The 12580-nt window shown below is 38.5% G+C and carries 12 protein-coding genes, 1 pseudogene, 1 riboswitch and 1 other annotated feature (1 of these 15 only partly in view); of the genes and pseudogenes, 5 read left to right on the top strand and 8 right to left on the bottom strand.

What is annotated here, in order from left to right; translation table 11 throughout:
* Nucleotides 1-139: a binding site (T-box leader), on the bottom strand; it reaches 82 nt to the left of the window's first position.
* A gap of 89 nt (nucleotides 140-228) precedes the next feature.
* The 3 genes from RI196_RS04895 to RI196_RS04885 form a co-directional block, all read right to left on the bottom strand.
* Nucleotides 229-1380 carry a diglucosyl diacylglycerol synthase gene (locus RI196_RS04895; protein ID WP_063386583.1) on the bottom strand — a complete coding sequence of 384 codons (1152 nt, stop codon included), beginning with the start codon at nucleotides 1378-1380 and terminating at the stop codon, nucleotides 229-231.
* Between the two features lie 478 nt (nucleotides 1381-1858).
* Nucleotides 1859-2248, bottom strand: a complete 390-nt coding sequence (locus tag RI196_RS04890; protein ID WP_311067003.1) for a GntR family transcriptional regulator — start codon at nucleotides 2246-2248, stop codon at nucleotides 1859-1861.
* A 455-nt stretch (nucleotides 2249-2703) separates the two neighbouring features.
* Nucleotides 2704-2967, bottom strand: a complete 264-nt coding sequence (locus tag RI196_RS04885) for a YtzC family protein (RefSeq protein ID WP_063386581.1) — start codon at nucleotides 2965-2967, stop codon at nucleotides 2704-2706.
* Nucleotides 2968-3125: 158 nt separating this feature from the next.
* Between RI196_RS04885 and mnmL the strand changes: the two genes are divergently transcribed.
* Together mnmL and mnmM are read left to right on the top strand one after the other, a co-directional pair.
* Nucleotides 3126-4091 (top strand): tRNA modification radical SAM protein MnmL/YtqA, encoded by a 966-nt coding sequence (gene mnmL, locus RI196_RS04880; RefSeq protein WP_066249458.1) that lies wholly within the window; start codon nucleotides 3126-3128, stop codon nucleotides 4089-4091.
* Nucleotides 4088-4663, top strand: a complete 576-nt coding sequence (mnmM, locus tag RI196_RS04875) for a tRNA 5-(aminomethyl)-2-thiouridylate-methyltransferase MnmM (RefSeq protein ID WP_066249456.1) — start codon at nucleotides 4088-4090, stop codon at nucleotides 4661-4663. The genes mnmL and mnmM overlap by 4 nt, the downstream gene beginning before the upstream one ends.
* Before the next feature lie 31 nt (nucleotides 4664-4694).
* Here the strand turns inward: mnmM and tbcS are convergent, their stop codons facing one another.
* Complete coding sequence (gene tbcS / locus RI196_RS04870) at nucleotides 4695-5774, bottom strand: tetraprenyl-beta-curcumene synthase (protein ID WP_063386578.1); 1080 nt, start codon at nucleotides 5772-5774, stop codon at nucleotides 4695-4697.
* A gap of 36 nt (nucleotides 5775-5810) precedes the next feature.
* Complete coding sequence (locus RI196_RS04865; RefSeq protein WP_066249454.1) at nucleotides 5811-6590, bottom strand: alpha/beta hydrolase; 780 nt, start codon at nucleotides 6588-6590, stop codon at nucleotides 5811-5813.
* A 68-nt stretch (nucleotides 6591-6658) separates the two neighbouring features.
* Here RI196_RS04865 and RI196_RS04860 point away from each other — a divergent pair, with 68 nt between their 5' ends.
* Nucleotides 6659-7186 (top strand): gamma carbonic anhydrase, encoded by a 528-nt coding sequence (locus RI196_RS04860; protein ID WP_063386577.1) that lies wholly within the window; start codon nucleotides 6659-6661, stop codon nucleotides 7184-7186.
* A gap of 171 nt (nucleotides 7187-7357) precedes the next feature.
* Nucleotides 7358-7888: a phosphatase PAP2 family protein gene (locus tag RI196_RS04855; RefSeq protein WP_066249451.1), complete on the top strand. Its 531-nt coding sequence runs from the start codon at nucleotides 7358-7360 to the stop codon at nucleotides 7886-7888.
* 48 nt (nucleotides 7889-7936) lie between these two features.
* Here the strand turns inward: RI196_RS04855 and metK are convergent, their stop codons facing one another.
* A complete protein-coding gene (gene metK / locus RI196_RS04850) occupies nucleotides 7937-9142 on the bottom strand; it encodes a methionine adenosyltransferase (RefSeq protein ID WP_311067002.1) in 1206 nt (401 codons plus the stop codon).
* 207 nt (nucleotides 9143-9349) lie between these two features.
* Nucleotides 9350-9541, bottom strand: a riboswitch (SAM riboswitch).
* Between the two features lie 268 nt (nucleotides 9542-9809).
* Between metK and pckA the strand changes: the two genes are divergently transcribed.
* Nucleotides 9810-11399, top strand: a complete 1590-nt coding sequence (pckA, locus tag RI196_RS04845; RefSeq protein ID WP_063386648.1) for a phosphoenolpyruvate carboxykinase (ATP) — start codon at nucleotides 9810-9812, stop codon at nucleotides 11397-11399.
* A gap of 74 nt (nucleotides 11400-11473) precedes the next feature.
* Here pckA and RI196_RS04840 read toward each other — a convergent pair.
* Together RI196_RS04840 and RI196_RS18510 are read right to left on the bottom strand one after the other, a co-directional pair.
* Nucleotides 11474-12287, bottom strand: a pseudogene (locus tag RI196_RS04840) (IS3 family transposase); the annotation flags it as partial.
* Nucleotides 12233-12415 (bottom strand): transposase, encoded by a 183-nt coding sequence (locus RI196_RS18510; RefSeq protein ID WP_063386574.1) that lies wholly within the window; start codon nucleotides 12413-12415, stop codon nucleotides 12233-12235. The gene RI196_RS18510 and the pseudogene RI196_RS04840, both read right to left, overlap by 55 nt.
* Between the last annotated feature and the right edge of the window lie 165 nt (nucleotides 12416-12580).

Here is a 12580-nt window from a genome sequence, read left to right as displayed (position 1 = left end):
TCGGGCATTAGTCTGTACCGGAATACATTTCACACCCGCAACTCAAAGGGGAGTTCGTGAATAAACAACGATTGACTTTCACCTTCCGTCAACTCTCTAGACGCCTTTATCCACTACTGATCCTTTTCACCGTTCTTGCTTTTTCATCCACTTATCATATTGTTATTTTAATGAATTTTATGAGTTCATGCAAGTCAATGTCGAAAAATTTGGATTTCAGTCTAATAATTAATAATTGACAGACCCTTTCAAGCTTGAATCAAGCAGCATTTCTGCTTCATTTAAAATGTCCTGCAAGATCGTGTCAGCAGCGTTTGGTCTATATAATTCAGCAATGCTCATTTTCATTTTTTCCATTTTTTCAGGGTGGTTAAATAAATCATTGACCGTCTCTTGAACTTTTTCTAGCTTATTGATGACAACCGCCGCCCCTTTTGCTGCAAACAAATCGGCATTCTCCCTTTCCTGCCCCGGAACAGGTTTATAGAGAATAAGCGGAACTTTTAATGCGGCCGCCTCGCTGAGAGTAATCCCTCCAGGCTTTGTTATCATGCAGGAACAAATGCGAAAGAGCTCGTCGATTCTTTCGACATAGCCAAAAACTTTTATTCGATCCGGGTGAATATACTGAAGCGGTTCAAGCTCATCTTTCAGCGATTGGTTATTTCCGCATACAACGACTATTTGCATGTCATCTCGTGTAAAAAATGATTCACACAAATCTTTTACATTTTTTAAAACTCCATGAGCGCCTGTAGCAATTAACAAAGTTTTCTTGTTCGGATCCAAATTGTATTTTTTATATAAATCGATCGTTTCCATTTTTTCTTCAAACTGCGGCCGAATAGGAATTCCGGTTACTTTGACAAGCGCTGGATGGATGTTGAGCATTGTCAGTTTTTCCTTCACATCGTCGCACGAAACATAATATTTATCAATGTTTTTATGAACCCATACTCGGTGAAGACAAAAATCGGTCAGCACATTAAATGTCGGGATGAACACGCCTGTCCGCGTGCGATATTCAGGAACAACTGAAATAGGAAATGTATTAATGATGATGTCAGGATTTATCTCCCTTACTAGCTGATTCAACTTGCGGTGTCCAAGCTTCAAATACAAATTCATAATGCGTTTGTTAGACATTTTGTCCACACTATAATAAAATAACCGATAAAATTGCTTACCGATGGAAAAACTTTTCAAATATAAATATCTTGTAATTTCCGCCATAATTGGATGAGACTCGCTAATTAAATCAGAAACTTTTACGTTGTTGATTCCCATCTTATGCAAAGACTGCTCCAATGTTTTAGCAACTTGGATATGACCGTTTCCATAATTTGCCGTTAATATTAATATCTTTGGGTCTTTTAACATTTTATTCACCTCAACTTAAAGCAGCTCAACAATTAGAACGAACTAAAATCAAAATAGTTTCACTTTAAATGTATATTTCCTTTTATAATTTTAGGAGAAAAAAATTAAGAATCCTTTATTATTTTATTACATTTACATTTCACTGGAAATTTTCGTTTTTTTTGTTGGTTGCAATAGCTAAAATGACAAATATATGGATTGGGATTTTTTAATGGTTCCAACAAAAAATAATTCTGCCCGTTTACTCGCATGGTTCATACAAGAATCTTACCGATACGCATTGGTTTAATTGAATTTATGCCGTTTTTCCGGGGATTTTTTAGCTAGCTAATGGACAGCCAAAGCTGCATGAATAACACCGAGAAGAATAAGATATGCCCTCCGAACAAAGTTTTTCCTTTATCTTTTCTGAACCGTTTTAGCCAAACAAGCTGAAACTCACGCTGCAGAGATTCAAATACTTTTTCTTTGCTAAACTTTATTTATGAAAAGCATTGGCAAATTCGTTATTCATGTCTTTCATCCATTGGTATATTTGTTCAAAGCTGATTCCTGCATAAAATGCGTCGATCATAATTTGCCGCAGCTCCTCTTTAATTATTTCAATTTTCTCTTCATCCAGCTTTTTCTGCACCATTTTCGATACAAATGTCCCCCGTCCTCTCAGCGTTTCAATCAAGCCTTCTCTTTCCAGCTCTTTATAAGCCTTTGAAACCGTGTTAGGATTAGCGATAATCATGGAAGACATCTCTCTTACAGAGGGCAGTTTATCGCCAGGCTTTAACACACCTTTGATACATAGTTCTTTCATTTTTTTTATGATCTGCTCATATATCGGAGTGGCACTTCTCGGGTCAATTTCAAACATCAAATACCCTTCTTTCTTACAAAAAGGACTCTTTTGTATTATGTGTACTACATTATATAGTACACATAATACAGAAAAGATGCAATCAACATTTTCTGATTCCGCATATAAAAAACACTGAATGATTTCACTCGTTCGGGGGCTCTTGATCTTAGGGAAAAATTATGATGTACATAGTCGTATAGCAGCTTTTTCTAGAAGTTTGACTGATGTTCAACAAACTGATCCCGATTTTGTTTTAAAATGTAATCGTTCATTCGCATTGAGCCGAGCTTTTATATCGGTAATTGCGCAATCTGTTGAAAGATATTTTTATTCTATATTTTCGTTTTTATTCCAAAAACCATTCTTTCCCTATGCAAATTTATATATAAGATCAAATCGGCTAAAGAATAAATGAAAAATCATAATTGCAATTAAAGGGCAAGCCTACAATCAGGCTTTGCCCTGGAATTTTAATGATCGAGCAAAATCATCTCATTTTGAAGGTGCTGCAGTTGAAGGCGCATGCGGTGAAGCTGCTCCCGCTGCTGGTCATTTGCGCTTAAACTGAGTTTTTCCACTTCTGCAAGTGCATCTTGAAGTTTTTGCTGTGCATTTGTATATTCTTCATCATTGTAATGCTCCTGTTTCAGTCCTTCAATATATTGCTCATTTGCATATTCCAATGCTTGCTGGCAATGTTGAATGCACTCTTCCACGGATTGTCTAGTAGCCAAACAAATCCCCTCCTTGATGAAGAATTTCTTCATCAACTGTATTTTTCGCTATTTCTGCAAGCTCCATCATGAAAAAAGCTGGTAAATTCTTATTTGAGATTGGTTTGGCAATCATGGTAAAATGTCTTGATAGTATATCGAAACAGGAGGAGTAGGAATTGGCGAACCACAATCCATTTCCGTATACGAATGACAACAAACGGTATCATACATGGAATTACCATTTACGAAATACATTTGGAGATAAAGTGTTTAAAGTTGCTTTAGACGGAGGATTTGACTGTCCAAACCGCGACGGTACGGTAGCACATGGCGGGTGTACGTTTTGCAGTGCCGCAGGGTCGGGCGATTTTGCCGGAAACAGAGCTGATGATCTTGTTACGCAATTTCACGACATTAAAAGCAAAATGCATGAGAAATGGAAAAACGGAAAGTATATTGCTTACTTTCAGGCATTTACAAACACTCATGCACCCGTGGAAGTTCTTCGTGAGAAATATGAAACGGTATTAGGTCTCGAAGGAGTTGTCGGTTTGTCCATTGCTACAAGGCCTGACTGTTTGCCTGACGATGTTGTTGATTATTTGGCGGAATTAAATGAGAGGACATATCTTTGGGTTGAATTAGGATTGCAAACCGTTCACCAGCGGACCGCTGATTTAATTAACCGTGCGCACGATTATGAATGTTATGTGGAAGGAGTTAACAAGCTCAGAAAGCACGGAATCCGAGTTTGCACACACATCATAAACGGTCTTCCACTTGAAACGTACGATATGATGATGGAAACTGCAAAAGAAGTTGCTAAGCTGGATGTTCAAGGAATTAAAATTCATCTGCTCCATTTGTTAAAAGGTACACCGATGGTTAAGCAATATGAAAAAGGGATGGTGCGCTTTTTATCCTTTGATGAATATGTACAATTAGTTTGCGATCAGCTAGAGGTACTGCCTCCTGAAATGATCGTTCATCGCATTACAGGCGACGGTCCGATCGATTTAATGATAGGGCCGATGTGGAGCGTTAACAAATGGGAAGTGCTGAATGCCATTGATGCCGAACTCGAAAAACGAAACAGCTACCAAGGGAAGTATTATACAAAAGATCGAGTGATGTCAAAATGAACCTCATTCGCATTCTTCCATTTGCAAAAAAATTGATGGCTTCCGCTGTCCAAAACGGCGATATCGTTATTGATGCAACAGTCGGGAACGGACATGATACCGTCTTTTTAGCACAACTCGTTGGCGAACAAGGTCATGTGTTTGGATATGATATTCAAAAACAAGCGCTTGAAGAGACAAAAAAACGGTTGAAGGAATCCGGTTTAATCGACCGTGTTACTTTGTTTCATTCCAGCCATGATGACATTTTCAATACGATTCCGAAAAAACATCACAATCATATCGCCGGTGCGATGTTTAATCTCGGTTATTTGCCCGGTGGCCAAAAAAACATTGTGACAAAACCAGAATCAACTATTGAAGCAGTAAAGCAGCTTTTATCCATACTAAGACCCGGTGGAATGATCGTGCTGGTCGTTTATCACGGCCATCCGGAAGGAAAACGTGAGAGAGATGAGCTTCTTAAATTTGCCGAACAAATCGATCAACATACTGCTCATGTACTTGAATACCGGTTTTTAAACCAAAAAAATTCCCCTCCGTTTATTGTAGCAATCGAAAAAGCAAAATAGCCGGGAATAATATCCCGGCTAGCTTTATCCATCAAGAAGATTTAATCAAATTCCATTTTCGGAACGTTCGATATGCCCTAGCATTCACATAAAAGAAAACGGAGGTTGTTCCTCCTTTTTTTATTAATTTTTTAGCCAGCTTTCCTAAATCTTTATGTACTAATACTTTGTCATCAGATAAATAAATGCCGAGCAATCCGCGGTTAATTAATTTATGAAAATTTTCGTTCGGAATACCTTTTAAATTTTTGTCCGCTTCATGTACAAAATGAGCTAATCGTTCCATCATTTCTGATGTGCTTTCATAAAAACTGCAAAAATTTAAATCGCCCTCCAATTGATCCTCCTCTTGATCAATAAAGTAATCCAATAAAATGTGAAGCCCTTGCACATATGGAAAGTAACCGTCTTTAATTTTTTTGGCAATCGCTTCGTTAAAGCTGGGCTGAAATGCATAGGCGACTAAACAAAAAATGCCCAATGTCGATCCAGCGCAGGCAGAAAATTCATACCACCGCATATCCGGGAGGGAAGATTTATATTGTTCGAACCACTGTACTAGCCTTGGCACTCTTTCCTCTTCTATTACATGCTTATGTACTTGCAGTTCACAATAATATTCGCAAAGCTCCATCAAATAGCCAGCTATAACCGGATAGTTCTCCAATTGGCTCAGCATTCTTTGGCATGTCATGACAAGCTCTTTTAAATATCCGCCGTCATCTTGGTCCTCACGAAATTGGTAGTAATTTTTTAATTCTGCATGAATCGACAGTGCGTCCTTCATTGATTGGTGCAGCATGCGGAAATCTTCCGGATCAAAAGAAGTGCTTCTGTCGCATAAATTATCCAAGTAATCGCTAATCGTTTGATAAGCAACGATAAACTCTATGCATTCCTCTATATGAGAGTTCGACAAAAGCGCTAAAATGCTTCCTCCTTCGCAATGAAATGCCTTCGTATTTATGCTTGCAAGCGCCTGCTTTCTCAATTCAGGATTCGGTATTTCCTCAGCCTTTTTTTTCCACCCATCTAAGTAATAATGGACGGTCGGAAGAATTTCCCTATAAACTCTTGACATAAGGCTGATAGGGTGTTCAGGTATACTCAAAGATCAACTCACCTCTTCATTGTAAAATTCCAGTGTTTATGTTAAATGGCTTTCTGTAAATCTCAACGCATCTTGAAAAACAAGTTCTCTTTCCGGTTCATTAAAAATTTCGTGATATAGTCCTTCCCATTCTTTATAGCTCTTTTCCGTGAGATTCAACTGACTATACCATTTTTGAACTGCTGATTTATCAACAATTTTGTCTTCTCCTCCCTGCATGACGAAAAGAGGGACATCTGGAAACTGCGGAAGCTGCTGAAATGCTAGTTCAATGGCATGAAGAAGCTCTCTGTACCAGCGCACAGAAACTTTTCTTACGTAAAGGGAGTCGTTTCTGTTTATGTCTTGAATTTCCTTATTTCTCGTTGCCATCTCAACTGTCAAACCGGAATCAAAGCGTACACTAGGCGCGAAAATATTTAATCCTTTTGCCAAAAGATCGAGCGCTTTACTCGGTTTTTGCAAAATTCCTAAACATGGCGAAGATAAAATGACCCCGTTTAACGGAATTTTATTTCTCTGCAGCGTACGTATGGCTATTAAACCGCCCATGCTATGCCCCAGCAAAAAAAGCGGCAATTGGAAAGATTGAGCCTCCCTGATCCAACGGTCAACTTCATCAATATATTCATCAAACGATTGGACATGTCCCCGTCTGGAGGATGAATTTCCTTGTCCTGGCAAATCCCCCATGACAACATGGTACCCGTTTGTTTGCCACTTTTTTATCAGCCATTTGTAACGTCCATGATGTTCTAAAGCTCCATGAATGATGACAATCGCAGCTTTAGGACTAGAACTTACCCATTTCCACATAAGTTAACTCCTTTCCGAACATGACGGAAAATTTGTTATAATATGAAAAAAAGAAAAGGATGGTTCCCATGGTTATTTATCCATATAAAGACAAAAAACCTATAATTAGCGATTCGGCTTATATAGCTGATTTTGTCACAATCACCGGCGATGTTCAAATAGGAGATGAATCAAGCATTTGGTTTCAGACGGTTATTCGCGGTGACGTTGCCCCAACTATTATTGGAAATCGGGTCAATATTCAAGACCAATGCTGTCTGCACCAGAGCCCAAATAAACCGTTAATTATTGAAGATGATGTAACCGTCGGCCATCAAGTTCTGCTCCATAGTGCGATTGTGCGGAAAGGAGCTCTAATTGGAATGGGTTCGATTATTCTGGATGGAGCAGAAATCGGAAAAGGCGCTTTTATCGGTGCAGGCAGTCTTGTCCCGCCAGGCAAAAAGATACCTGAGAAAACTTTAGCATTCGGAAGACCCGCCAAAGTGATTAGAGAATTAACAGAAGAAGATCTTCAAGATATGGAACGCATCCGTCGCGAGTATATCGAAAAAGCTCAATATTATAAAAATATTGCTCGTATGAACAACATATAAATTGCTTATAAAAACATTTTAAAACTTTCTCTTTCAAATGTCATTCTTTACCGGGCAGCTTCATGTATTTTTAAAATTTTGTAAAATTTTTATTAGATTTGTTGAAGTTTACATAAATATGAGAGAAAATTTTTTTAAGAATTTTTGCTTTTTGAAAAGAGGAACTTTAACATGGGCAGACTGCTGAATCAGCTTTACCAATTTGAGTGCAAGTTGTTCAAACTGATTAATTCGCATTTTGAACGAAAAGGACTGAATGTTTATTTTCGGTATATTACTCATTTAGGAGGGGCTGTTTTTTCAATTGCAACATGTTTAATGCTGATGTTATTTTTTAATGAACCTGTAAAAACTGTTGCCTTGGCAAGTTCAGCTGCACTTTTTTTCAGTCATATTCCGGTTTTCATTGTGAAAAGAATTTATCCACGCAGACGGCCTTATCTTACATTATTTGAAACAAAAGTGTTAGAAAATCCGTTAACTGACCATTCATTTCCTTCTGGACATACGACAGCTGTATTTTCAGTGGCAACACCATTTTTGCTCTTTTTTCCAGCCTTAACATGGATTTTGCTTCCTCTCGCATTCAGTGTGGCACTATCAAGAATTTTTCTTGGCCTACACTACCCTTCAGATGTGCTGGCGGGAATAGTTCTAGGAGCTTCAGCAGGCACCATCTGTTTTGTCGCATTCGGACCATAAAAGCAAAAAGGTGTCTAATGCATGCATCGCATTGGACACCTTTTTATTTTACAAATATTGATGAGCTTGTTCGCGCAAAGCTTCCGCTTTATCTGTGCGTTCCCATGGCAAATCTAGATCGTTTCGTCCGAAATGACCGTAAGCAGCTGTCTGTTTGTAAATCGGGCGGCGCAAGTCAAGCATTTTTATAATGCCAGCTGGGCGCAAATCAAAGTTATTGCGAATTAATTCAACTAAAACATCTTCACTTACTTTGCCAGTACCGAACGTATCAACAGAAATAGAGACAGGTTTCGCTACACCAATTGCATAGGCCAGCTGAACCTCACATTTGTCTGCAAGTCCGGCTGCGACAATATTTTTCGCTACATAACGAGCCGCATAAGCTGCAGATCGGTCTACCTTCGTCGGATCTTTTCCTGAGAAAGCTCCTCCGCCATGGCGCGCATAGCCTCCGTAAGTATCGACAATGATTTTTCGTCCCGTTAATCCTGCATCTCCTTGTGGTCCGCCAATAACGAAACGTCCGGTAGGGTTGATGAAATATTTTGTTTCTTCATCGATCAGTTCTTTTGGAGCAACCGGATCAATTACTTTTTCTTTAATATCCTGCTTAATTTGTTCTAAAGTTGCCTCCGGATGGTGTTGAGTCGATATGACAATTGTGTCAATTCTAACCGGCTGTTCATTTTCATCATATTCTACCGTAACTTGCGTCTTTCCGTCCGGACGCAAATAAGGAATTTCTTCGCTTTTTCTAACTTCTGTAAGCCGGCGTGAAAGCTTATGGGCAATGGAAATCGGGAGAGGCATTAATTCCTTCGTTTCATTGCATGCAAAACCGAACATTAACCCTTGATCTCCAGCGCCAATCGCTTCAATTTCTTCATCAGTCATTTGTCCTTCTCTCGCTTCTAAAGCTTTATCCACCCCTGCAGCAATATCGGGTGATTGCTCATCAATTGATGTTAAAACAGCACAAGTTTCAGCATCAAAACCGTATTTAGCTCTCGTATAGCCGATCTCTTTGACCGTTTCTCGCACAATTTTTGGTATATCCACATACGTGCTTGTCGTAATTTCTCCACTGACTAATACAAGTCCGGTGGTGACAGATGTTTCGCAAGCTACACGTGCGTTCGGATCTTTTTCTAAAATGGCATCTAAAATCGCATCTGAAATTTGGTCGCAAATTTTGTCCGGATGCCCTTCCGTTACGGATTCAGATGTAAACAGACGGCGCTTTTTTGTCATTTACTGCTTCCTCCTCAAACTTAAAATGATGTTTATGGAGTGCTACACTCCTTGTCATTGACACGGAACTCATTCCCTCACCACTATTGTAAACATATCAAAATATTTCGTACGATAAGAAAAACTTGGCTAAACGAGATTTCTCTTATACATAGAAAAAACCTTCCCTGCCAGAGGAAAGGTTGTTATAAACTTCATTGCCTTTCACTCTTATCGTTCAAGGATATAACCTTGCATCAGGTTAGCACCATTGCTCGTCTATGAATATGGAATTCTTTCGCATCATGTTGTATGTCCATAGAATACTGGGATTTTGAAAGCCATATTCTACTGTCTTCTTTCAACGAGCCGGTTGCTGGGCTTCATAGGGCCTGTCCCTCCGCCAACTCGGGATAAGAGTATCCGTTCAAATGTATATCATACAGGAGCAAAAAAGTACTTGTCAACAATAAATAAAGCTTCTCTGTAATTTTCCAAATCATCTGATATCCATTATTTCAGTATCAGCTGATCAATCATGATTCGTATGATGCCCAAAAATGAAGGCAAAATATATAGTAAAAACATTATTTTCAGAAATCGATAAATAGGATGGATTATTTTTGCGAATGTGTTATACTATTTCTATAAAACCATTTCAAATATGCAAAAAAAGGATGGTATGTATATGAATATTGTAGATGTATCAAATGAATTAGCTTCGTTGATCAGCGGACCAAATGCATATCATAATTTACCAGTCGCACGACTTGTAGAAAAAGTTTTAGCTAGGAAAGAAGGTTTTTTAACAAATACAGGTGCAGTTTCGGTTACAACAGGCAAATATACCGGCCGGTCACCAGAAGATAAATTCATCGTTGAAGAAGATTCTGTCAAGCATTTAATTGATTGGGGACCCGTCAACAAGCCAATTTCATCAGAAGTTTTTGAAAAACTGTACTTAAAAGTCATACAATATTTAAAAAATAGAGATGAAATTTATGTTTTTAACGGATTTGCCGGAGCTGACAAAAAATATCGTCTTCCAATTCAAGTGGTCAATGAATTGGCGTGGCAAAATTTATTTGCTCGCCAACTGTTTATCCGTCCGAAAAGCCAAGACGATTTAAAGGAGCATAAAAATCCGTTTACGATTGTTTCCGCTCCTTCCTTTAAAGCAGATCCAGCTGTGGATGGAACGAACTCAGAAGCATTTATCATTATTTCTTTTGAAAAGAGAATAATCCTGATCGGCGGAACTGAATATGCAGGCGAGATGAAAAAGTCTATCTTTTCCGTCATGAACTTCCTGCTTCCAGAAAGAGATATATTTTCAATGCACTGCTCCGCCAATGTCGGTCAAGAAGGCGATGTCGCGCTCTTTTTCGGTTTATCGGGAACAGGCAAAACAACACTTTCCGCCGATCCAAAACGCCGATTAATTGGTGATGATGAACACGGCTGGTCTTCATCTGGTATTTTTAATATTGAAGGCGGCTGTTATGCAAAATGCATCGGTTTGTCTGAAGAAAAAGAACCTCAAATTTATAACGCGATTCGATTCGGTTCCGTTTTGGAAAACGTTGTGGTTGATGAATCGACACGAATTCCTGATTATGACAACTCCTTATTAACAGAAAACACCCGTGCGGCTTATCCAATTGAAGCGATTGACAATATTGCTAAACCGAGCATTGCGGGTCACCCTAACACAATTATTTTTTTAACAGCTGATGCGTTCGGTGTTCTGCCGCCAATAAGCAAATTAACGAAAGAACAGGCTATGTATCATTTCTTAAGCGGTTATACGAGCAAGCTTGCTGGAACGGAAAGGGGTATTACTTCCCCTAAAACAACGTTCTCCACATGCTTTGGCGCACCATTTCTTCCGCTTCCAGCTACAAGATACTCTGAAATGCTCGGAAGAAAAATCGAAGAACATGATGTGAAAGTATTTTTAGTCAATACAGGGTGGACCGGCGGAGAATACGGAGTAGGAAAACGAATTAAACTTGCTTATACAAGAGCCATGGTTCAGGCAGCATTGGAAGGCGAACTCGATGAGGTGGAAACTGTAAAAGACCCTATTTTCGGGCTGGCGATTCCTGCTCATGTTCCAGGAGTGCCTGATGAAGTTTTACAGCCTATTAAAACATGGAGTGATAAAAACGCTTATGAACAAAAAGCGTATGAATTAGCAAAAGCATTCAAAGAGAACTTCAAAAAATTCTCGAACGTTCCGAAGGAAATTGAAGAACTTGGCGGTCCAATCATATAAAAAAATTACTTACTTTCGGCTACAGCTTTGAACTGTCCCCTGTCAAGTAGACTGTAGAAATAATAAAAATATACCTAAGCGGCTTTAGCTCTATATTCCATGGGGCTAAAGCCGCTTAATCTTTTTTGATACCTTTCATAATGATAAAAGCGGTTGTACTCATCCATCGCAAGAGCTAATTCTTTAAATGTCTGATACTTATGTAAATAATACTTCTCGCATTTAAAGCGTTCCCCAAAAAGATACCATTGGCCCATTATCAATGCATCTGCCTACTCTTGACATACTTTGTGTCATCCCTGCTTGGTCTATCCTACGTTTAAAACCATGAGAGGTATATTGGAACCCACGGTCACTATGAATAAGTGGATGCTCTCCTTTTAAAAGTACGGTGGCTTGATCCAACGTTTTGAATACAAGATGATGATGATTGGAATGTCCTAAAACATCGCTCACAATTGATCCATCATATAGATCAAGAATAGCACTTAAATAGGCTCTCTTTGATGAACCTATTTTAATTCTGTGACATCAGCTACCCATTTTTCACTTGGCTTTTCCGCTGTAAATTCACGATTCAATATATTTTCTGCAACATGTTGAGGGAAAACGTTTTAACCACTTATAGTAAGCAGCTCGTGAAATACCGGCGATTTCACATATAAGATTATGCTTAGTTTTCTTTCTCATGAAGTTCCCGGATTGCGATATACTTGTCTTCAAAACGGATTTGGTTTACTTTCACCTCCTTTCGATTTCCTCTAACTTTTTTAAAAATAGATTCTCCGCACGTAAGCGCTCATTTTCTCTTTCTAACTTTTTCATCTCCAGTTTCATTTTCTCTTCTGGAGATAACTCTGCTTCTTCTTTTTTTCTTCCTCGTTTGTCTTTATCCATTGCCTTAAAGAATATTTAGTAATTTGATACCTTTTACAAAGCTCTTGAATAGTACATTCTCGGTTTTCATATGCAAGTAAAACTTCAAGTTTGAGCTCTGTTGTATATTGCTTATACATAGAAAAACTCCCCCTAAGGTAAAACAGATTTTTTATATTTTAATCTGTCTACCTTAAGGGGAGCATATCACTTTGTCGATAGCCTTTTAATATTTTTATGTGGTTTGGCAAAACAAATCGGCAACGCAGATTTTTAGACGAAAACCCCTTTTTCAACGAACTTTT

It is taken from the genome of Aeribacillus composti, from assembly GCF_031760945.1.
GTDB classification, from domain to species: Bacteria; Bacillota; Bacilli; order Bacillales; family Aeribacillaceae; genus Aeribacillus; species Aeribacillus composti.
Note: the sequence above shows the minus strand (reverse complement) of the source record. Positions and strands in the feature narration are given on the sequence as shown.